This window comes from Ralstonia sp. SA306 (genome assembly GCF_054792405.1).
On the sequence record NZ_CP096451.1, the window covers coordinates 2,981,695 to 3,004,866 of the forward strand.

Genomic DNA, 23,172 nt, shown 5'->3' on the forward strand with positions numbered 1-23,172 from the left:
GTCAGCGCGCTACGGGTGCAAAGGGTTCATCGGCCGTCACGAGAGGCATCTCATTGAATGCCTGATGGAAGGGATTCCGCATATCTGGCGAACCTGGGTAGATGACAGTCCGGAACGAATCGGCCAAAACTGCGCTTGTCAACTTAGGTTCAGGCATCTCGCTTGCAAGTTCGACAGCGCGAACCAAGAGCCTGCGGATATCGCGCAGGCGACCATCCGTCGCAAAAGCAAACAGTCGTGCAATGTCTGCGCCGGAGATGTCTATGGTCGGCAGATCGCGTAAATAGCCCTTGAAAACTTTGAGGGCGCTACGGAACTCGTGTTTTGCCGACTCATTCCCAACCGAAAATCGATCGATCTGGATGACCTCCCTGAATCGCTCGCGCAATTGATCGTTGGTCTCCAGTAGGCGTCTGGTCCTCGGTATGCCAGCCAGCACGAACGACACACGAGTCGCGTCCACCAAGCGCTTCAACCAATCGGCCGAGGTATGCAGTGTCTTCTCACCTCCTCGATCAATTAGGTGATTAGCCTCATCGATGATCACGAGCCTAACGCGACACTGCTTGATGAGATAGACGAGCCGGGCTGTCAACTCGATCTCCCTCCCGGTCTGCCATTTCGGGTCCCCAAGCGCCTTCAACAACGTACAGGCCAAGATCTTTGGAGTTGGTGACGGACCGAGAGCCACATAGAGCACCGGCACTTCGGTGAATTCGTCGTGCTCGATAGGGGCGTGCTTCGCCACGAACCTGGAGAGCAGGGTCGACTTGCCGACTCCCGATTCCCCCAACAACATTACGTGCTCGGCCTCTTCACGCGCACAGTGATAACTGTGGATCCGCTCCAAGGCAGCCAATACTCGCTTCACGTGAGGGAAATTGATGAAATTCGACCTCATGTCCTTAACGATCTCGGAGCAGAGATTTTTATTGCTCATGGCCTACCTCGACGTTGATGGACTCGAATTCAAAATCGGAAAGTTGGTCCGAATCAGAAGTGAGCGGACTTGACGGAAGGTTGATGGACGGCTGCGAAACGTCCGGTTCCGTACGATTCGTGGACTTCGAGGTGATGTGCGCCTTGCGTGCTCCCCGCTTTCGGTCCTTTAACTTCTTCGAACGCATCGCCTCATTGGCACTCTCACGGATCATCTCCTGCGCGCTCGCCCTGGTGCGTTGATGTGCATCGGAGTTGGCGTACTGGCGGGCGATATCCTTGGCCTGGGCTACTGTCAAGTTGTTGTAACGCTCGTCTTTGTTGTCCGCGCGGATGTATTTGCTATTGATCGGATCCCATACCCAAATCAAGCCGGCGTTTTCGGGGGGAGCTTTGATTTGCACGCGTTGCTTCGCCGGCAACATCCGCCTCAAGGCAAGTAGTTCTTGTGATGCATACGTGAACGTATTGAAGTCGATGCCGTAGTGCTGTACCACTGACTCGGAAAATTGACCGAGCTCAATGCTCAGATTTTCAGCATTGCATTTCAGAATTGGCGGATGGTTCGCTGCGCTCTCTTTCCACACATCAAGAGGCGCGCGCCCAGATAGCCCCCTGTGCGGCCGGAGGTGGTACACAGATGTGATCCAGACGTGGACCATCTCGTTAAGTTGCTCGAACGTGAGGCAAGCCTCTTCCTCCGATTTAAACCCAATGCGCTGATGAATTTTTGCGAGGGTTGTTCCTGGAAGCTTGTGGACAAACGAATAGTTGAACGTTCGAAGAAACCGTTCGACGAACGATTTATCGTTCGGATCGCGAGACGCGGCATACTCGCAGATCACGCCGAGATTCGTCATGGCGTCGACCACTGAATGGGCATGGAATTCTCGTCCGTTATCCATGAGCAAACGTTCCGGCCAACCGTGGCACGGCCAGTCCAAAAGCAACTCAGGAAATCGCTCCTTCAGGTAGGTCTTCGGCATCAGCGAATGCCGCAGCGCTTCGAAGACAGCGTGGACGCCATGTCCGGCTGAGCTAATGCAGAATCCAAGGATGCAGCGGGAGAACCTGTCCAACACAACGGTGATATACGGGCGATCGATCGCCTTGCCATCGATGTCCGCGTACATGATGTCCATTGGACTATGGTCGATCTCAACGATCTCGAGAATTCGAGACACAATCCGCGAGCGAAACTGATCGGCGAACCTGCGCTTTGCCTCACGCTCGCCGTACCGAGCGACCGCGCGATCAAACGCAGGAATGTCGTGGATCCGCCGCTGAATGGTCCGAAGTCCTGGGACCTTTAACCACTCCGACTCGATACGGGTTGTGTTCAGCCGCTGGACTTCAAGGAACACCGCGTTATAGACATCCTCAGGTGTGCCCCGTTTGCTATTGAGATATGCGGCATCGATCTTGTCCTGTATGACACCCTCGACGAGGGGATCGAGTCGGGACTGCCCCTTTCCGCCTCGATGATCGGTGCGATCAAGCAACGCGCGAACGTCACATTGCGTGACAAGGTATTTTCGTCGCCAACGATATACGGTCGTCTCATGGGGCGGCCTTGGATCATCCAACTCAACCGCTACCTTTTGGATCGCGCGATGCAGGACAGAGCGGGGACCGTTGAATGCGCCGACGCGATCAAGTTTTACAAGATAGTTCACTCGTCGGCGCGTTTCGAAATCGCCTAACTTGGCTGACGACGTGGTTGCTTCCAGTGCATCCTTGAAGGCGTCGCCCCTCGGGGGACGCTGGTACCCCGAAGTACTCGCCGTTCGAAGATATCCGCGAACGTACTCATCAAGCAGTTCAGATTCATGATGGCTCGAAAACTCGCCCGTCACAGTGTTTTCAAGCTGAGCGACGTCGTCTTGCACGCGAACAAGTCGAAACGTTCCCTCGCCGCGAAAGACCACCTGGTCCTTAGTGAAGTTGGCCATGATTGAACTCCTTTTAACGAGTCGACGCGGGCAGCAGATCATCTGGATCGCGTTTCATGATCCGATGCAGCAGTTCGTCACATTGACGTTTCGCGTCTTCCCATTGCCGCTGGACGCCCAGTGGAGGAACCGAGCCGTGTTCCGGATCCCATTGGCTTGCGTCGATGTGAGCCCGATATCTAGTTCTGAGCGGACGCATCCTGAGAAGCAACTCGAGTTGGCGTTGGAGATCGTTGGCGACGAGGTCGGATCGCAAGATGATGTTCAAGCGATCACCGCGTTGCCGGAGATGCCTTACAGCAGCGCTGACCCGAGCAACTGCTTTCGAGCCGACGATGAACGTCCCGTCGTCCTTGACTTCAAGAAAGGACACACCATCGAAGGTCGCGATTTCCAAGTCTGGGGTATAGCGTCGTCGCCCCGTACCATCCGAGTACTCAAACACCAGAGGTTGGGTTGCGAGCGATTTGACGGAAGGAGCCACCTCCAAGACTCGCAGAGCCATTTCTTCGACAAGACTCTCAAACTGCGCAGGCTTGGCCGACTTTCGGCTAGGGAAGATGCCTCGTACGCCACGGCCCGAAACGGTCACGATGCGACGCGGCTGACGAGATGAAGGATTGATTACGAAGGCTTGGGAAATTTTGAGCACGAGTCCTCTCCGTCGCGCCTTGAGGAGGCGCTTACGTGTGGGAAATACCCCTTCCTTCCGACAGAAACATGTCGGAATAGGCCCGAATAAGGGACGATCGATGCCGGGAATTCGATCAACAATGGTCGAATTCCGAGGGAGCACAAATCGCGGAGAAAAGAGGGGCTTGACGCTGAGGTCAGATGGGTAGAGACTCGGCCTTGTCGGAGGAAGAATCTTTACTGGTTCTGATCCAAAAAGCGCTGCAGGCCCTCTGGGTTGTGTGGCGCTTTTTCTTTACATGTGGCCTCCTTGAATCGAAGGAGAGTGATCCGCTCCTTGCACGTGCCGGCCGCGAGCGAGGCCAGCGTGCATTGCCGCAAGAAGCCTCATGTCCTCATCTGATAGACACGAATCCAACGCTAGAGCCTGAAGCACCTCGTGTTTCAGGGTCGATATTTCGGTAGGCAGTCGAAAGATGCGCTGGGACCTACGTGCAGCGGCCGAAAGTTCACGCGCAAGCTCATCGTTGAGCTCGAGCGCGACCGACATCATCTCCAGAAATTGTTCACCGTCCGGCGTCCGTTTGCCGGTCTCGACCGCGCTCACATAGGTGTCGTCGACGCCGATACGTACCGCCAGCGCGGTCTGTGTGAGCCCCAAATTTTTCCGCCGAGTTCGAATGAAATCGCCGAGCGTACTCATAGAGCGCATCTCTCAGTTGTTGACGATGAATTCGATAAGAGTAGCTGGATTCGACAGGCTGTTCAAAAAAAAGACTCTTATATTTTTCCTTATCACTTTCGATATCAAATCGAATTTTTGTGAAATCGTTTTTTGATCCAAATAAATATATATTTTAAGTCTGCGACGCCGACTATGGCCAAAGAATCAGTGTGCAAAACACTCGAAAGCACGTGCTTGTGATTCACGTCCGCTCCAAGCAGATGAATCATCGCGCTGTCGCCCGGCCAGCCTGACAACTTGGGCCGAGGGATAGGAGCACTTCGAAAGAACGCGGAGCCCCTGTCGAACGTTAGCGACGACTGAATCGCCAATGCGAGCCTAGCCCGACTGAAGCCTCTGACCCTTTGGTTCTGGCTGGCTGCACAGGTCGGCCGAGTCTATGATGTGGGCGAAGTGGTCCATTTCTTGTTCAACCCACGCCCCCGGTAATGGGCCCCTTGCCACGTGGCCTTTGGCTGTTCGCCGGCTGACACTCATGGCAATACAAGAGAAATGCTGGCTGCATGTTCCGTTTGAGGTGACCGGGGGCAACCTGGCAAAGGCAAGAGGGCGATGAGTGCCAGATCAGTTCTGGAGTTCGCCCCTACGCCTTGCCGCCGTCATCGCCGCAACGGCACGATGGTGCGATGCCGACCGCATTCCATCAAACGATCTAAGTCCAAAATATTCCCCAGTCTTGGGTATCGAAAATCGGTGGGAAATCCACTAGGGTTGTTCGTAGGACGCGCGCATCGACGCGTACCTACTACGGGCTAATCCATTCTGGGTACTGCCCTCTACCGGGGGATTCCATGAGTTTTCTTCGTTTTGTCGCAGTCGCCTGCGCTGTTCTTCCTCTGGCGGCATCCGCTGCGTCTGAGCAAGCTGATTTTGACCTGCCCAGTCAATCGCGGAATGCTGGGCAGTCGTTGCAGTTGTGGGCGACGCACTACTTCGTGCACTCGGCGGCCAGTGCACCTAGCGGATTGCCGTTTAGAGATCGCAGCGGCAAATCGCTGTCGGAGAATGTATCGCCTCGCGACTGGTGCTTGGGCGCGATTGAGGGAACGATTCAAGTGCCTGCTAAAGATGGGCTGCGAACGCTGAACTACAGCGGCATCGGCCACAGCTCGCAAATCAACTGCGCCTCGGTACTCAAGATCGATCCGATTAAGAAGCCCTGGATTCTCGGTGTTGGCCGGTCCTACTTTGCTTCGGCGAAAGGGGCATATGGCGATGGTGTACAGGACTACAGGCTGGTTCCGTATCGTACGATTGCCGTCGACAAGAACACGATTCCGTTTGGGACCGTACTGTTTGTTCGTCAGGCAAAAGGTGCGGAGATTCACCTGCCGTCGGGAGACACGATTAAGCACGACGGATACTTTTTCGCGGGCGATACAGGTGGTGCGATCAAAGGTAAGCACGTCGATGTGTTTTGCGGAAACAGCCCCACGAACTGCTTCCCAGATTTTATTTCTAGCGATGAATCCAAAACCTTTGATGCCGTCGTGGTGACGGAACCCGACATCGTCGCCAAGTTGCGGGCGCTTCATAAGCAGTAGTGCAGTGGCTTCGTGCCGCGAGAATATCGTCTCACTGCGTCAGTAAAGGTTGGGCTTGTCAGGATGGTTATCACGCTTGGGGAAATCGTTCGCAGACGTGTGAGCCGTTCATGGCGGTAACAGTGGCAAGCAGAAGGCAAGACGAGGGTGAAGACAAATTGGACAGCAGACGAAAGCCGGATTGTCGCCGGCAGGGGGGAAACAATGAAAAATGAAAAGTGGTCGAGAATCGATGGGCAGTCAAGTCGCGCCACGGTGCGAGTCAAGTCCGCCATATCGCTTGCGGCGGGCGCCTTGCTGCTTTCGGCGTGCGGGACGCAATTGCCGGCACGCGATGACGGCATCCAAATCAATGCCGTCCCGAGTCTCGATCCGACGCTTATCCCGTCAAACAATGGCTTGTTGTCAGCGGGCATCAATACCGTGCCAGGTTCGTACTGTTTCGCGGGCGCTGATGGCAAGTGCGACCCAGCCAAGCTCTCTCCTGCACAATGCGTTATCAGTGGGGCGACGGTGGAGGTCACGCCAAAGACGAATCCATCGCCTTCCTACGCTGCTTTGGTTAACAACAAGTATTCCGCAACGGCGAACGTTCCTTTTGTCAATGCAACGGCATCTGCTGAGTACTACGACGAAATCAAAGCAACGGTTGCGGGGACAGCGCAGTTCTCATCGACTAGTCCGAACAACGGCTATCCCGGTATCGAGGGGCTGAAAGCCTGCATCTTGCACAATGAGGGACCTGGCACGTACGGAGTTGTCTATTGGATTTCGGCGGCAAACATCGTCGACGTCACCCTGCAGCACTACAAGCACGTCACCAGCACTGCGCAGGTCACGGCGACCGCTTTCGGGCTGAATGGCGCTACCTACAATCACACTGGCCAGACTGAGGAAAAAATCTGGATCGGCATTCAGGCCTCTCCGATTACGATCGGAACCGTTTCTGGCACAGTAGTCAAGAGCGCCCCGGCAGCGCCTGAGCTTACGTCGTTGCCGCGCGGACTAGCTGTGCGCCTGAAATCCCGCCCGGACCCGTTGCCCCGTTCGACAGAAGCTTCGTTCCTACACTAAGGGATCGGACACCGCACTTTACTGACCGATGTGATGGTCGATTGCGGGCTGTAAGGGGTGGTGCACGGTATCTCCCTATCGCGCCCGGTTCATTCTCGGCACGGACTTGCACGTCTACTCGGGCGATGAACTGGGCACTTACTCGTCCGGCTCGGGGCGCCTACTACGCGCAACGAAGTTCCCGACAATGCGGGCTTGAGGATATAGATTCTGGATATGAGTGGCACTCGCAATGAAGTGAGCTCCCGTAGTGAGTACGTCATCAAAAAGGAACACCCTTTTGGGTGGCTCTTGCGGGGCCGCCGACTCATCCACCTGAATTGTCGGGAGCAGGCTACGCAGGGTGGGTCGCAATGCAGCACTATGACTGGACTCTAGAGAGCCGTCGGACGAAAGAATGGGTGCGCACTGCAATGGCAATCCGATAAGCTGCTGAATACGAGTCAGGACTCGCTCCATGCGATCGTCATATAATGGATCGTCTCTTCGCCTGGATGCGGGGACCGGAACTAGCAAAGTGTTGCTTGCTAGTTCGGACCATCGCCACGCTCGAGCAAAGAATCCACTGACGCGCTCAATAGCTGCACACTTGCGCTCCCATTCCTGGGCAAGCCCCCAGCACTCCCGAGAGATCTTGAGGTCCGCTACGAGCTGGTTGGCGTCGGAGTAGCCTGCGTTTTGGCCTCGCGTGTATGCCCAAGGGGTGTACTCCCCCCAGTAGTAGCATCGGTGCTCCGGTCGAAGATAGTAGTGTTGCTCGCGCTCGCGCGAGCCTATCCGGGTTAAGACGTCTCTCATACCACCATGCTTATCTCTGGAGCCGTGGCAACATTGCCTGCACGGCGGCGGCAATGCTGCGTGCCGCACGAAGGTTGACGCGTTGGCCAACCTGTGGCCAAATACGGGCTAGGCATAAACCGAATTGATCATGTCCAAAGGTTCACCCGCCAAGAGCGCCTCCACGGTCGGTACTGCGCGAGTCGTTTACCACCCTCGCGAGATCGCCCGAGTGGAGGAGCAACTGCGCGCCTCGATCCTAGAAGCTTGCGCGGACTTTGAGCGCTCAGTGGCTAGCGGAAACAAAGATTATCTCCGCGCTTTGCATAACCGTGCCAAAGCAGAGGAGCCCGGCGTCGATGGAACGAAGGTCCGTGCGCTATATGCAAAGTACGGACATCTTTTCCGGCAAGGGAAAGATATCGACCCCGCCAAGATCCGACCAGTAATGCACTTGGCTCCACAGAATTCTAAATGGGGTGACCTTTTTGTTCTCATTCGCGCGCTTTGGTCGATGCCGTACAACAAAGGGTACGGCCGTCGGTTGAGGTTCGTCGTATTTGATGAACATCATGAAGCGGTGATCGGAATCATCGGCCTGCAGTCTCCGCCGGCTGACCTCGGCTGCAGAGATAGTTTGTTCACCTATCCAGAGGACCGGAAACTCGAGCTGGTAAATTGCACTATGGACGCCTACTCAGTTGGCGCGATCCCACCTTATTCCTTCTTGCTGGGTGGGAAGCTCTGCGCGGGCCTCGTTGCTTCCGACTCAGTGTGCCAGGCGTATTGGCGACAGTACGCCGGCAAGAAAACAGAGATGCAGGGTGCGAGTATTCAGCAGCCGCTTGCGGCCATTACGACGACAAGCGCCTTCGGCAGAAGCTCGATGTACAACCGGTTGAAGTACAAAGATCGGCTATTGGCTGAACCAATTGGCTACACGCTTGGATATGGGACACTACATCTGGAACACCTGTATGGAAACATTCGGTCGTACTTGGAGATGACCGGCGAGTACAACAACGGTGGATTCGGTTCTGGCCCCAAAGCGCGTTGGCAAAACTTGGCGATTGCCATGCAGAAGCTAGGGCTCAATGGAAGAAGCCTGTTACGCCACGGTGTCCAGCGCGAAGTTTTTCTATACCGCCTGGTCGACGATCTCGGGACGGGCATGGCGGGCGGCCTCTTCGGAAATTCACAGTCGCTATCAACGAAGTCCTATTCCGACTATTGGCTCGAAAGGTGGGCGTTGCCGCGAGCGGCTCGCATGCCTCAATGGCGCGACGGAGACGCGCGCGAACTTATTCAGCAAACGCTCGCGCACATTCCCGTAGCGAATCGGGGAACTGCGGCCGAACCTGCCTAGAGGCTAGTCCCGCAGCAGCTCCACGATTTGGCGAGTTGCGGCAGCTAGGTTCTTTCGAACTAGGAGCTCACTAATCCTGATGAGCTGTGCGGACTCTCCCGTCGGACCGACTGCATTCTGAGGTAGCCCGACCTCCTCCAAGGGATCCAAAACTGACACCAGCAAGAGCGAGCCGCTCCGATCCCGCACTGCCACAGCTGATTCGTAACGACGCCCCTCTTCATCGATGACGAAATCCACACGCTCGGCGTGGGCCGCAACCTCGTAACGGCGCAAGTCGCTTAGCAGTAGATCAGTGGCGACTTCGATGCGTTCGGCATCGAATGGTACAAGCTGACCGTCAAGCAGAAATTTGGCGAGAGAGATTCCGATGAACCGATCCAGAAGACCATGATCTATGCGATTGCGAAAGCTCCGCAAGCATCGATAGCAAGACATCGGGCACCCCTCTTCGCACTCCTGCATTCTTTCGAGGGCTCTCTCGAACAATCTGCGGCCTTTGCGTGCCGCTTCACGCGCAAAACCAGCACCTCCCGGCAAGGTGTCGTAAAGGAAGATTTCCGTCTCCAAGCCCTCGACGCCCAAAGGGGAGATTGCCGGACGAAATTCTGCCAAAACCTCGCCTGGCTCAATATCAAGAAGGTCCGTAGCCGCTCGCGCCAGCGCCTCACTGAGAGTGCGAAGCGCGATCTTTGTGATTGAATCAGCTGGTCTCAATCGAAGTGGATCAGCAAGTCTTAGCTTGAATAGGGCAACATCGGTGGGAAAGTCCGTCCCCAACACCACATTAAGAGCGGTGAAGCCACCGGAGCAGTCAGGCTTGTCTGGATCTGGATATGGCTTCCGATGCGGCCCCTTAAGTTCATGCGTGTGCCCCTTGCTAGCCTCGATCTTTCCGCACTTGGTGCAGTACGAATAGCCTTCATTTCCTGGCCCTGTGTTCGAGACGAGGAGATGAGTGCGTGTCGTGATGTAGTGCACTTGGGGCGTGGATTCTTGCCACTGTCGATCGTCTGTGGGACGAAGCATCAACTTGGCTCGAGTAGCGTAGCTGACTTCAGGCAGTTCATCTGGTGAGGTAACCGGGGCCACGCCTGCGGGATGCGCGAAGCCCGTGGGACGCATCCAGTACTTTGCTGGCCCGACGGTGTCTTGCCCCTCGCATGCGTCGCAATTGATACGTTGGCGCACATCCAAGCCTTGATTGAGCTCACGAGTGAAAGCGAACCCGCATCTACTGCATTCGAGATGCAGCTTACGGTCTCGCCATTGCTGATATCTCTCTGAAGAGATGGGCGAGTAGATAGCGCCTGAGGTGTAGCACTTACCCGCGATCCAAACCTGCCGATCTGGAGCGTACTGTGACAACGCGATCGCTAGGCCCTGTGAAGGGGCAAAGCCAAGCTTCGGCCGATAGCGCGTCGAGTTCTCCACATCGAAGACATGAAAGGTGGCGACGTCCGTTGGAAACGCGTAGCGCGGCAACACTCCCTTGTATAAGAGAGTGTCAAGCAATGATTTTTCGCTGAACCGATTTGCCGGTCGCTCGTCGTCTTGTTGTGCGGGCAACTCCAAGTATCGAGCCTCGTCGTCCTCATCAAGTTCAGCATGGACGACCTCGGGTTGGTTCACGTTGCTCAACGCTATGTCTATAGCACGCAGACAGTCGTGAATCATGTCTTGCAAGAGTCGTTCACGGTCCGTTGGCGCTAGGTCACTCGGTATCCATGCTGCAACCCGCGTGGCTAGCACCTCCTCGTTTGAGCGTAGCCAGAGCTCGAAATCACTGCGACTGAGAACATTGGCGTCAACGAAAAACTCGCCCACTTTTCCCAGAACAGAGAAAAGGTCACCGCTTAAACCTGACTCTACGCCCTGAATCTTTGCTTGGTGATAGCACTGCAGAAGAAAGGCCCGGATGTGTCGCCTCGTGATCTCCGGGTTATCTAGACACAACGTAGGGTCAATTACCGCACCGGAAATCATTTCCGCGGGTCTTGAGAAGAAATGCTCATCGTGTGTGTCCGAACCCCCAAAAGCCACAACGCTCGCTATGGAGCTGCCTCGCCGGCCAGCGCGACCCGCTCGCTGTTGGTAGTTCGCACGGCTCGGCGGCATATTGCGCAAGGCAACAGCAGGTAGTTGCCCAATGTCGATGCCGACTTCCATGGTGGTTGTGCTGGATAGCACATCTATCGCAGAAGGCTGAATCTTCTGGCCTTCAAGCGGAATCTCAACGTCTTGGAAAAATAGTTCGTTCTCTTCAGCTTTTGAGAAAACCTCATCCTGTTCCGCCGAGTTCAGCTGAGCGGTGTGCTCGGCTGCGATGAGTGAAAGTGGTGCGATGGGGTTCGGTGAGAGGACTTCAGCAATTCCGCGGCGATAGAAGCCCTTGCGCTTGGAGAAGGCCTCGTCGTTCTCGGGATCAAGTGGGAGGATCGCGCGATGACCACAGTCCAGGCAGATTGGAAGCAGGCGCACAGGCCTGTGAACTGACTTACAGTCAGAACAGCGAACCCATTCACCGCCCATGCGAAGCGAGAGAAATTGGCCCTGCAAGCGATAATTCGCGCCTATCTGCTCGGCAAACAGGTGGAGAAGCGACGGTAGCCACTTTTGCTTGAAAGTTGTCCTTGCGGCGGCTGACGGAAGCCGACGTTCAAATTTTTGAAACTTTCCGGACAAGTGGCTCACCCGAACCTTACTGTCCGGATGCGCGAGGTACCAACGGGCGGTCATCATTGGTAGCCAGAAGCCAGCACGGCTCCACTCACGAAGCCATGCTCTAGCTAGATCAATGCGGTCCTGGTCTGTCTCGGTCACCCCGGGGATATTTGGCAGCGCCACCAAATTCTTGGTCTTGTCCGCCCGCTCAACGATTGACGCAACCGCAAGAGCTTCCAGACCCAGGGATCGATCCCGAAGGGTAGACATGATGTCGGCTAGCAGCGCCTCAGGCGGCCCGTCACCACGCGCGATTTCTTGACACAGGTTACGCAAGTCGTCGTCAGAATCCAATATCCCTTCGTTAACCCTCTCGCCCACTAGTGTGTAATCACTGAAGGTTTCTTGCATCAACATCTCTGGACGCAGGCGAACATCGAGTTCGTTTGCCGCTAGCAGTACAGCTGTATAGATGTCGTCGATACGGAGTTGAAGATTAGGGATTCTGGCAAGGCGCGCCCACCCTCGAACCATTAGTGGCCGCAGAGCATCTCGCGCGGAGTACATCTGCAAGTATGGGGCGAGGCGTGCCGCGACTTGACGCGAGTCCGAGAATGCAAGAACTTTGCGTCCACGTAACGGAGCAAATTTTGTAGCCGGCGCAGTGGACGGCGGCTGTACCTGCAGCTGCCGGTTGACGAGAACCTGAAATGGCTGGTCTCCCTTTGTCTCGTGATCTTGCACCGGCGAGCGCGATTGAAAGGCGCGACGCTCACAAATCGCACACTCATTGAACGCACCCGCGCTTGCGAGATATGGTCCTTCGTCCTCGTCTACATCTGTCACCATTCGCTGTGTGCGATCTGGTGAAAGGTATACCAACCGCTCCCTCTGTCCAGGCTGATCGGAGTTGAGGCGACCGCTGATAAGGTCCAAGGATGCAGCCTCTGCAAGCTCGAGTCTGCCCGGCTCCACCAGCAATAGATCGATGGGATAAAGCTGAGGCACTGCGTCGTCACCGGACTGAAGTTCCGCTCCCTGATCGAGCCAAACCGCAGAGGGGTGCTTTGGATCATCGCAATAGCCGCGCGCGTAGGCCGTTCCGCAAGCGCGACACGTGTAAAACTCCAGGACGCGTGCGCGACACTCGCAGATATCGCGCGGCTGGGTATACAGCTTGCCAACTGCGCTGTTACGCATGCTCGGCGGCACTGCCGTGCAGTTTGGGTCCACACAGGCCCATAGACCTCGCAGTCCGCGAAAGAACGTGTGTACCCGGCAAGGCAAAAGGCTAGGGTCCTCGTCGCGCTCGCGAGCAGTTGAAGCAATCGCCGCTAAGTTGGTTGCAGCTTGATCGGCAACAGTTTTATCAACGCCGGGAAAGAGCTGGCTACCAAGACTTGAGACCGGCTGAGCCTTCCCCATCGTCAAGTTGATAAGAAGTGCAAGTGGTGGATAGCCACTCAATGCCGAGTGCAGTGCTGCCTCCAGCCGCTGGCCTGCGGCGAGTGCGATACCTCTTTTTTCCAGTAGGGGGCGCACGGCTGCGGCACGCACATCTTCATCAGTGCAGCGAAAATCTGTATCCACCGGCAACGACGCCAGTAAATTTGCGTCTTCGACCCCACCCGGTGCTGGATCAGGGCGAAGCATCAGGTCACCACTTATCACGGCGAAACCAGATGAATCTGTGCCAGTGAGCTGAGCAGCGAACTTTGGCGCCTCCTCTCGACTCTCGAAGCTAGCGCTCGCGCAGATTACTCGGAAGCGATCTACGGGGATTCCGAGCCGATCGCGCAGTCGCCGAAGCAACAGGCTGACTTCCGTTCCACCCGCGCCCCTGTACAAGTGGGCTTCGTCCAGGATAAGCAAGAAATTTTCGTCGGGAGACGCCTCCAGCCAAGCCTTCGTTTGATCGAAGATCGGCCGCTCGATTGGCCGCATCAACATGTACTCCAACATGGAGTAGTTGGTCACCAGCAAATCGGGGGCGGCTTCCTGAGCCTCGTGTCGGGTAATTAACTCAGAGTCGTCGGGAAGAGTCACCGCGCGCAGAAAATTCTTTTCAGCATCCTGCCAATGGCGACGAGATGAGCCTAGGTACCAATTTTCCAAATCTGGCTTGGCGGGCCATTTGCCGCGTACAGACAAATCTTGAATGAGCCGTCGCGCGGCGTCGCCAGACTCCCCGGCATCCTTCGCCTCCCGGAGCAGCCGGACATAAAAATCCGCGAAGGATTTGAGGCGCCGTTGGTCCTTTGACTTAGTTCGGACGCCAGCGTAAGGAGTCCTACTCGTGTATCGCGCGAAGGTTGGAGGTCTGTCGCACCACTCCTTGAACAGCTGCACTAGTCGAGGGTCCCCAAAAATGGCACGCAGTCGTCCAAGTTGGTCGTTGACCAGCGCGTTCATTGGGTACAGGATCAAAGCTCGAACACCCCGCATGTGCCCAAATGACGAACCTGGCTTGGCTGCCTCACGTGCCAACTTACCCAGCACCGGCATCAAAAACGATTCCGTCTTCCCCGAGCCGGTACCGGTCATGATCAGAAGATTCATGTCATTGACCAGTGATTCGAAGACGGCTTTACTTTGGTGTGTGTAGGGAGGGTCGAACAACAGTCGTCTGCCATTCGCCGCTGGCGTAGAGAGGCACTCCAACACTCGTCGCGCGGCTGCATCCAACCCTTTGATCTCGGCGAAGGTCTGACCAGTTTGGTACCGCGGCGTAGATTCCAAATAGGGGGCCTGATGCAAGACCCCCAGTTGCTCCAGCAACTCGCGTCGCTGACGAAGGATTGCCGGATCGGAGATGTGATAGGTCGCTTCGATATACTCGATCAACGAGTCACGTAGGCTTTGAGCAACCTCACTCATTGTCGCGCTCATTGTGCATCCTCCGTTTTGCAATCAAACCAATAGTGATCCCGCAAGAATGTTCGCTCCGCTTCAAACTCTGCGATTGGGAGGGTGAACTTGAACGGGGGCGAATGTGCCTCGGTGCTTGATGCTCCGAGGTGAAGAAGCCTGCGGCGTGCAGCCACCGGCAACGGAAAGTCGAAGAACAACTTGTACTCACCAGCGCATTTGCGCGCGATGAACGTAGCGGGGCGACTCGCCGAAGCATCCAGCGCCAACTGAAGTCGCCATGCAGCATCACTGGCTCGTTCAGTCGATTCTGCGAGCGGCAGGAGCAACGACCTCTGGACCGCTCCGTTGTCAAGCTCACAGAGGTACCACAACGGTGCGCCATAGGGTTGAGGAGATCGCCCGATGAATAGACCCGTCTCAGATGTCGCCAGTTTCCATCGCGCGGAATAGGGAATGGAGGTCTCGACTCGAGGGAGCAGAAGTCTTAGTTCGGGCAAGTCGCCAGGGACACCCAAGTTTGCAAGTCGCTTCCTGTATCGGTCGATGAATGTTTGTGCGGGTTCACGAGTCACCGCGATCATCCACGCGTCTTGCTTGACCTCACGCAAGCCCAGTCTGGAGAGCTGCAACGCAAGCGTTCCGTCATGCGAGGCACGCAGATAGCGGACCGCACCGTCGCGTTGGAGCTGCACTCGCATCTCACGCGGCAAGAACGCGGCATTGTCCACAGCTATACCGAAAACGTGAATGTTCCCACCCGTGCGGACAACATAGCTTGGTGGAGCACAGTACAACCAGTTCGGGTGGGCCTCCGCGCCTGGAGTTGCCACGTGCGCGAGCTCAAGGATGTCCCCGCACACGATCATATCCTCCAGTACAAATCTGACAGCTTGAGCTAGATCGTCGACTGCGAGACCCAACGCATCCAGGGACCGACAAGCCATGCGAACAACGGCGCTGGAAGGACAAGGGCACATGAAGCTACATAGGCGACGCAGAACGGCAGCGATGACCGTGGAACAAGAAGCCGTCTCTCCCAGTTCAAGGAAGGAGCGCAATTCGGCATAGGCATCTTCTGCGGAATAAGCGAGAACTCGTCCGTTCATCCGATTGTTGCCCGCTGCAGTTCATCGCAAAGGTGCAGGAGCCTCGCTCCTCTGACTAGAGAAGCGAACTCTTTGCTCGTCGCAGCTTGTACGGCCTGCGTGTTGTCGGCTGCGCACGGCTTGCGTGCCATCACCCAGGCCGTCCGCACCAACGCATCGCCGGTGGCTACGTGGAAGCTACGCACGGTGTCACGAAAGCATTTTTCGAGGTCGAAACCAGACTTTAAGTGATGGTTGCACCATGCTCGGCTAAGGCTGATGGCGAAGGATGGCTGGTGACGGATTACTTCGTTCTCCAGCTGCTCCCATATTTGTATGTCAGTCGGCTCAGACTGCAGCTTGCTTTCAAGACTTACCCACTTACTTCCACAAAGCATCCAATACAGCCGCTCCCTGATCGCTTTGGACACGGAGTATCTCTTCAAGCCCGCCATGTATGTGCCAGCGCGCGCCGACTCCCAAAGCCGTAGCCGATCGAGTAACTGATCGATTGCCGTTTCAGCTGCCAGTTCGGTGCGATCGACTCTCGTGCGGAGAGAGTCAAGCGCGAACGTCTTGTCCTGTGCGCAGGCAACAACCGCTGCATGTTCGGTACCGCCCGAGGCTACGTAAAGGCCTCCACAACTATCAAGAGGAAAGCCTCTCGCTGCCTCTCCGGCATCCAACTCCTCTGGGTGTAAGGGGTGCTCGAACGTGTAGAGGAACGCTGACAGAGACTCCGTGACCCCTTCATTCACCAGGACTAGAACTGGCCCTGTTTTGTCCTTCCTGACAGCCCAGCGTAGGGGGTCCGGCTCGAAGTGCAATGGAATTCGAATTTCGCCGAGGTCTTCCGCCTGTATTGAAACGTAGACGCGCGACGAATTGAGGATTTGTGTCTCGTCCGCTTTTTTAATAAAGGTCTTTAGATTGTTAGCCCAAATTGCTTCAGTTATCGGGAGCTGATGCTTGAGGACAGAGAGAGACGTCTCTTGTTCACTTGACGAGGTCAGCAAAACAACACTACACGTGGCGGATCGAGCCACGTCACCGTCAATCCGAATCTCCAACCGCTGCTCAAGAAGATCATCGAGCGTAGGGACCGGTGGATTGGCATCCACCACCATCGCCGCGGAAAGTTGTGCGTCAGGAGACCAGCTTGTTGGGTGCCGCACGTAAACGTCGATCGTGGCACTCGCCACTGCCTTATGTTGCTCGTCAAAAAGAGTGCTTTCTCTGACCAGGGCACTGAACGAGACACGATGATGCCCAACGGATAGCTCCTGGAGTGCCACCAGCGTTGCCCCATTTCCAGGGCTTCTCTGAATCACTTGGCTTCCGGCCCCTGCAATGTCGACATGGTACGCATCACAAGCGTAGTCACAAGTAAGTGCAAACATCGGGAGCTCAGTAGATAGCCACTCGCCCACTCCCTCATCACTCCATTGACGCGGACGAAGACCAATCGGCTCAATATAAATACAGCTGTTCAAGCTGATACACGCTCGTTGAAGCGCTGACCGAAGCTCGGCATCCGCTATAGCAGGAAGCCGTAACTCTGCGGCGACGACACCATCGCACTCTAGTTGGACTCGCTGCCCGAGTCCTTGCAGCTGCTCCTCTTTCCTCGCAACAACGATATAGATCTCACCTGCACGCACTTGCTGACCTTGCACGTGTCGTGCAGTACCGTCTTCGGCAAGATGAAAAATCCACAGCTGTGCGGGCAGAAGTTGACACTCCGCTTTAACGATCCTGTCGAACAGTGTCTCTGCAGCAGTGAACTCCAGCAGGGGGGTTCTTTCTGCAGGCCATTTGGCCAGTTTCTTAGGAACAGGCCGACCAGAGAGGAGGGATTGCCCTGGGTACAGCGCTGAGCTATGGGAAGGTAAGCGATACCTAACCCTTGCAAGGTGTTCGCGTAGATGCGGCTTGATGTTGACCAACGCCTGAAATGATGGGACCAGTATGTTGGCCTCCCACTGATCACGCGCTATGCGGCGAAGTTGAAGCCTCGGGCGCAGCAGAACGCCGGAGGACTCCATTTCATTGTCGACCCTCTGCTCCTCAACGTTGGGAGGCGCAGCGACCAAGTCAAACCTAGGATTGGGTTTCGCCAGTTGAGCGCGGAAGCGATCAAAGTGCCTTCGCACATCCTTAAGCCATGCACGAGCCTCACTCTTCGCGTTCAGGTCCTCTGTGATGCGGGCTAGGGTAGGAGGGTAAATAACGGGCTCTTTTGGTTCTCTCTCCAGCAGCGCAAGGACAACGCGACCAACCAAATCGCGTTGCTCGAGGAAATGCTTGAAACGAGCAGTGGGAGGCTCCGTATACTTCGCTAGCACTTCACCTACAGACGCATACTCGAGCTGTATCAGCTCGTCCAGGCGATAGCGCACGTTGTATAGCGCTTGCGCAAGAAGAACCTGCAAATCGCTCGGGAGCAAGGCATGCGTGATGGGCCACGCAATGTATGTGTAGTGTTGCCCCCACTCCCCTGTTGGTTGAGCTCCGTTGTAGCGCATCGCAAACTGCACGAACCAGTTTCGCAATGTTGGGCGATCTCCGAAGTAGGACCACTTCGGTGTCAGCTTGGCGAAGGATTGCCAGAACTCCAGGCCTTGGAATTTGTATCCATGTTCAGCAGCGTGGACGAGCCAACAGTGCTTGAAACTAACCCCCATGCCGTGCCGAGGGATGCTCGCATAGAGATGTGCACGCATCTCCGCCAGCGCCGCATCGTTTAGACAATGCTCTAGAGCGAATAGAGGCTGAGCGCTCTGCTGCCTCGCGTCTGCAAGACGCTTGAAGTGTGCTCGGAGTTGCAGCTCGAACGATTCAAGTGCGGTCGTCATACTCATCGGCACCCGAGGTGTTTCGATCGTCGACGAGTGAAGATGACGGTCCGCGGGTCGTTGGACCCGTGCCGGCGGTTCTGCATATGCTTCCCCCCCTTCCGGAGCGCTTCTGCCCGGTTAAGTGGTATATGGAACCATCCCCTTCTAACGAGGGAAGTGGCTTGCCTACATCGTCAGAGCAAAAAACAACTTTCTTGGATACGGAGGCCCAGTTAGGCTTGCAGCGGTCCCCGATCCGTCATAATACTGTGTATACGTACAGCAGAACCGCCCAACCTTAGCAGCCTATGAATTCTCTGGAAGCTTTTCTCTCAGACAAGCCCATCAATACGCGGGTCGAGATTGGTGCGTACGAGCATTTATGGCGCCAACCCGGTTCCACGACAAAGCGGCTAGCAGCGCTGTTCGATTCGAATCCCGGACGGTTACCTTCCGATTTAGTTGACGATTCTAGCGCGAAATCAACGGCCACCGAAGTAATCGAGCAACTGGCGAAACGCGGCATTACCAGATTCGGTGTGCGCATTCACGGCACAGCCGATTATCCGGATAGACTGCGCGATGCAACCGAGCCAGTGGAGCTGCTTTATTTTCTGGGCGATTGGGAGCTCGCTGAGTCACCGCGAAGAGTGGCGGTCGTCGGCACCCGTCAAGTATCTCCGGAAGGCATAGCTCGTACACGAAAGCTTGTTCGTGGCTTAGTTGAGCATGACTTCACTATCGTGTCAGGGCTTGCGCAGGGTGTAGACACGATCGCTCATCAAACTGCTATCGATTGCGGCGGCAAAACCATTGCTGTTATTGGGACGCCGATCAGCGAAGTGTATCCGAAGGAAAATGCGGAGCTGCAAAGACGCATCGCACGCGATTTCCTTTTGGTAAGTCAAGTTCCAGTACTGCGCTATAGAGCGCAGGGGCCAAGAGGCAATCGACTTTTTTTTCCTGAGCGAAATAAAACCATGTCAGCTCTTACGCAGGCGACGATCATTGTCGAAGCGGGGGAGACGTCTGGAACGTTGATTCAGGCGAAGGCAGCCCTGGAGCAAGGACGTAAGCTATTTATTCTTGAAAGCAATTTTTCGAACCCGGCGATCACATGGCCTCACCGCTATGAGAAGCTTGGGGGGCGGCGTGTCGCTCATTTGGACGATATTCTGAGCGAACTGCTATGACGATGCCACCCCGGTTAACCGTGATGGGCGACTTGGAGCGTCCCGATCACTCACATTTGCCTGCGAACTCAATCTGCTATTTTTGGGGAGAGTACACGTCGCGGAAACATATTCAAGGGCCGGGCTGGAATGCCTCCGCAACCAACCAACTCGTCGCCAACTTTAAGAAGAAGCTTGATCGGCGCGAGTATCCAGAATGGCGGTACAAGGAAGAAGCCATCCAAAGGATCGGAAATGCGTTTTCCGGTTTTTGGGACTGGAATAAGTTGCATGAAATGGGAGTCGCCTTGGTCCCCATGCCACCATCCAAGGCGAGGCATGACCCGATGTTTGATCCGCGAAACATGCAAGTAATGAACGTTATTCGCGATAAAACCGGGGTGCCACTGGATATTCGGGACTGCCTTTCCTTCAGTGGCGCGTTTGCTGCTAGCCACGAGAGTGATAGCAGACCCTCGCCTAGTGAGCTCTACGCCGAGCTGGCATTCGACTCTACCCTCGGCCGCGCCGAAGCACGTCCTGCGGCGATTCTCTTGTTTGACGATGTGCTAACGACAGGCGCCCACTTCGTTGCGGCAACTCGCAAGTTACGCGATGCGTTCCCAGGGATTGATGTGATTGGACAGTTCGTGGCGAGACGCCAGATCCCCGACCCGTTGGCCGACCTCGGCTAGCAAAATTCAGTTCGCGCAGGCGTGCGCAGAAAAAAGGGTTGCGGACGAGAGCTTCGCAACCCTTTTTTGACAGTAGTCCGCCCCCTCGCTAATCAGCAGCGGCCCGCTCGAACAGACCATGGTGCCCATGTTCTCAATCAGGAACTAAGGCGCACCAAACACACTGTCCGTCATAGGTCAGTTGCGCGAACTCTGTCTCATAGTCGCAGAACTACGGCGCCAGTCGCACTTACTCTGGCGCCCTACGTCTACAGCCGCTATCAAACATCAATATTCCGCGCCACCAACGCATTGCTCTCAATGAAGTTCCGGCGCGGTTCCACGTCGTCGCCCATCAGCGTGGTGAAGATCTGGTCCGCGGCAATGGCGTCTTCAATCTGCACGCGCAGCAGGCGGCGCTGGGTGACGTCCATGGTGGTTTCCCACAGCTGCTCGGGGTTCATTTCGCCCAGGCCCTTGTAGCGCTGGCGGCTCACGCCGCGCTCGGCTTCGCTCAGCAGCCACGTCATGGCGGCGTGGAAGTCGGCAACATTCTGCTCGCGCACCTTGTCGCCGGTGCCGCGGCGCACCTTGGCGCCGTCGCCAATCAGGCCCTGGAAGGTGGCGGCGGTGCCCGACAGGGCGGCGTAGTCTGCGCCGGCCACGAAGTCTGCGTCGATATGGCTGAGGCGCTGGTTGCCGTGCTGGCGGCGTACCACCATGACGCGGTACTTCTCGCTCTTCTCGTCGTACTGCATGAAGGCGTCTGCGGTGGCGCCGCCGTTGGCGTTGCTGGCGTTGCCTTGCATTTCCAACAGGCGGGCCTTGAGCGTGCGGGCGCTGGCTTCGGCTGCGGCTTCGCTGCTGAGGTCCAGAGACACGCCTTCGGCAATGGCGCGCAGGGCGTCGGCGTCAATCACGCGAGACAGGCGCTCGATCACGCCGCGGCTGAGCTGGTACTGGCGTGCGAGTTCGGCCAGGGCGTCGCCGGCAATCTCGGTGCCGTCGGCACGCACGAGCACGGCGGTGTCCAGGGCCTGGCGCACGAGGTAGGCGGCCATCTCAACGTCGTCTTTGATGTAGCGCTCTTCCTTGCCGTGCTTGATCTTGTAGAGCGGCGGCTGGGCGATGTACACGTGGCCGCGCTCGATGATCTCGGGCATCTGGCGGTAGAAGAACGTGAGCAGCAGCGTGCGGATGTGCGAGCCGTCCACGTCAGCATCGGTCATGATGATGATGCGGTGGTAGCGCAGCTTGTCGAGGTTGTAGTCGTCTTTGCCAATGCCGGTGCCCATGGCGGTGATGAGCGTGAGCACTTCCTGGCTGGAGAGCATCTTGTCAAAGCGTGCGCGCTCCACGTTCAGGATCTTGCCCTTGAGCGGCAGGATTGCCTGGAACTTGCGGTCGCGGCCTTGCTTGGCAGAGCCGCCTGCGGAGTCACCCTCGACGATGAAGAGTTCTGACAGCGCGGGGTCTTTCTCTTGGCAGTCGGCCAGTTTGCCGGGCAGGCCCATGCCGTCGAGCACGCCCTTGCGGCGGGTCATTTCGCGGGCCTTGCGGGCGGCTTCACGCGCGCGGGCGGCTTCAACGATCTTGCCGCAGATGATCTTGGCGTCAACGGGCGTTTCCAGCAGGAAGTCGCTCAGCGCCTTGGCCACGACGTCTTCCACGGGCAGGCGCACTTCAGACGAGACGAGCTTGTCTTTGGTCTGCGAGCTGAACTTGGGCTCGGGCACCTTGACGGACAGCACGCAGGTCAGGCCTTCGCGCATGTCGTCACCCGAGGTGTCGACCTTGGCCTTCTTGGCGATCTCGTTGTCGGTGATGTATTTGTTGATGACGCGCGTCATGGCGGCGCGCAGGCCCGTGAGGTGGGTTCCGCCGTCGCGCTGCGGGATGTTGTTGGTGAAGCAGAGCACCTGCTCGTTGTAGGCGTCGTTCCACTGCATCGACACTTCTACGGCCACACCGTCTTTCTCGCCGGTGGCAAAGAAGATGGTGGGGTGCAGCACGGTCTTGTTCTTGTTGATGTACTCAACAAAGCCCTTCACGCCGCCCGAGAAGGCAAAGTCTTCTTCCTTGCCGGTGCGCTGGTCGGTCAGCCTGATGTGCACGCCGTTGTTCAGGAACGAGAGCTCGCGAATGCGCTTGGAAAGGATCTCGTAGTGGTATTCGACGTTGGTGAAGATCTCTTCGTCGGCCAGGAAGTGCACTTCGGTGCCGCGCTTGTCGGTGGTGCCCGACACGCGCAGCGGCGAGACTTCGACCATCTGGCCGTCCGGCGCTTGCACCGTTTCGATCAGGCGGTTTTGCGGAACGCCCTGTGCAAACTCGATGTAATGCACCTTGCCACCCTGGCGGACCGTCACCTTCATCCACTTCGACAGACCGTTCACGCAAGACACGCCAACGCCGTGCAGGCCGCCCGACACCTTGTAGCTGTTCTGGTTGAACTTGCCACCGGCGTGCAGCTCGGTCATGGCGATCTCGGTCGCGCTGCGCTTGGGCTCGTGCTTGTCGTCAAACTTGATGCCGGTCGGGATGCCACGGCCATTGTCGATCACGGAGATGGAGTTGTCCGTGTGGATGGTGACCTGGATCTCGGTGCAATGCCCGGCCAGCGCCTCGTCAATGGAGTTGTCCAGCACCTCGAACACGAGGTGGTGCAGGCCGGTGCCATCCGAGGTGTCGCCGATGTACATGCCCGGCCGCTTGCGTACCGCCTCCAGGCCTTCCAGGATCTGGATCGAGGCGGCGTCATAGCTGTGGGCCTCGGCGGGGGTGGATTGCGGTTTCTGCTCTTCGGTCATGTCGTTCTGCTCGCAGCCATGGGCGTTTT

13 protein-coding genes are annotated in these 23,172 nt (G+C 56.6%); 5 read left to right on the forward strand and 8 right to left on the reverse strand.

Annotated elements, in window-relative coordinates; translation table 11 throughout:
- Nucleotide 1 precedes the first annotated feature (1 nt).
- From M1D44_RS14150 to M1D44_RS14165, 4 genes are all read right to left on the reverse strand, one after another.
- Nucleotides 2-940: a TniB family NTP-binding protein gene (locus M1D44_RS14150; RefSeq protein ID WP_439004594.1), complete on the reverse strand. Its 939-nt coding sequence runs from the start codon at nt 938-940 to the stop codon at nt 2-4.
- On the reverse strand, nt 930-2,891 hold the full coding sequence (locus M1D44_RS14155; RefSeq protein ID WP_439004595.1) for a Mu transposase C-terminal domain-containing protein: 1,962 nt from the start codon (nt 2,889-2,891) through the stop codon (nt 930-932). The genes M1D44_RS14150 and M1D44_RS14155 overlap by 11 nt, the downstream gene beginning before the upstream one ends.
- A gap of 13 nt (nt 2,892-2,904) precedes the next feature.
- Nucleotides 2,905-3,543, reverse strand: a complete 639-nt coding sequence (locus M1D44_RS14160; protein ID WP_439004596.1) for a hypothetical protein — start codon at nt 3,541-3,543, stop codon at nt 2,905-2,907.
- Nucleotides 3,544-3,819: 276 nt separating this feature from the next.
- Nucleotides 3,820-4,227, reverse strand: coding sequence for a helix-turn-helix domain-containing protein (locus M1D44_RS14165; RefSeq protein WP_439004597.1), 408 nt, complete (start codon nt 4,225-4,227; stop codon nt 3,820-3,822).
- An 833-nt stretch (nt 4,228-5,060) separates the two neighbouring features.
- On the opposite strand from M1D44_RS14165, the gene M1D44_RS14170 reads away from it, so the two are divergent.
- From M1D44_RS14170 to M1D44_RS14180, 3 genes are all read left to right on the forward strand, one after another.
- Nucleotides 5,061-5,813, forward strand: a complete 753-nt coding sequence (locus M1D44_RS14170; RefSeq protein WP_439004598.1) for a 3D domain-containing protein — start codon at nt 5,061-5,063, stop codon at nt 5,811-5,813.
- Between the two features lie 204 nt (nt 5,814-6,017).
- The gene (locus tag M1D44_RS14175; protein ID WP_439004599.1) at nt 6,018-6,887 is read left to right on the forward strand and encodes a hypothetical protein; all 870 of its coding nucleotides are present in this window, start codon (nt 6,018-6,020) and stop codon (nt 6,885-6,887) included.
- Between the two features lie 928 nt (nt 6,888-7,815).
- The gene (locus M1D44_RS14180; protein ID WP_439004600.1) at nt 7,816-9,030 is read left to right on the forward strand and encodes a Druantia anti-phage system protein DruA; all 1,215 of its coding nucleotides are present in this window, start codon (nt 7,816-7,818) and stop codon (nt 9,028-9,030) included.
- Between the two features lie 3 nt (nt 9,031-9,033).
- Here the strand turns inward: M1D44_RS14180 and M1D44_RS14185 are convergent, their stop codons facing one another.
- From M1D44_RS14185 to M1D44_RS14195, 3 genes are read right to left on the reverse strand one after another with little or no spacing between them, the layout of a single operon-like run.
- A complete protein-coding gene (locus tag M1D44_RS14185) occupies nt 9,034-14,571 on the reverse strand; it encodes a DEAD/DEAH box helicase (protein WP_461241608.1) in 5,538 nt (1,845 codons plus the stop codon).
- Between the two features lie 8 nt (nt 14,572-14,579).
- Nucleotides 14,580-15,671, reverse strand: coding sequence for a hypothetical protein (locus M1D44_RS14190; protein WP_439004602.1), 1,092 nt, complete (start codon nt 15,669-15,671; stop codon nt 14,580-14,582).
- A complete protein-coding gene (locus tag M1D44_RS14195; protein ID WP_439004603.1) occupies nt 15,668-18,505 on the reverse strand; it encodes a hypothetical protein in 2,838 nt (945 codons plus the stop codon). The genes M1D44_RS14190 and M1D44_RS14195 overlap by 4 nt, the downstream gene beginning before the upstream one ends.
- 290 nt (nt 18,506-18,795) lie before the next feature.
- On the opposite strand from M1D44_RS14195, the gene M1D44_RS14200 reads away from it, so the two are divergent.
- Nucleotides 18,796-19,680 carry a DNA-processing protein DprA gene (locus M1D44_RS14200; RefSeq protein WP_439004604.1) on the forward strand — a complete coding sequence of 295 codons (885 nt, stop codon included), beginning with the start codon at nt 18,796-18,798 and terminating at the stop codon, nt 19,678-19,680.
- Complete coding sequence (locus M1D44_RS14205) at nt 19,677-20,354, forward strand: hypothetical protein (protein ID WP_439004605.1); 678 nt, start codon at nt 19,677-19,679, stop codon at nt 20,352-20,354. The genes M1D44_RS14200 and M1D44_RS14205 overlap by 4 nt, the downstream gene beginning before the upstream one ends.
- A 260-nt stretch (nt 20,355-20,614) precedes the next feature.
- Here M1D44_RS14205 and gyrB read toward each other — a convergent pair whose 3' ends face one another.
- Nucleotides 20,615-23,143, reverse strand: a complete 2,529-nt coding sequence (gyrB, locus tag M1D44_RS14210) for a DNA topoisomerase (ATP-hydrolyzing) subunit B (RefSeq protein ID WP_316852886.1) — start codon at nt 23,141-23,143, stop codon at nt 20,615-20,617.
- Nucleotides 23,144-23,172: the final 29 nt, after the last annotated feature.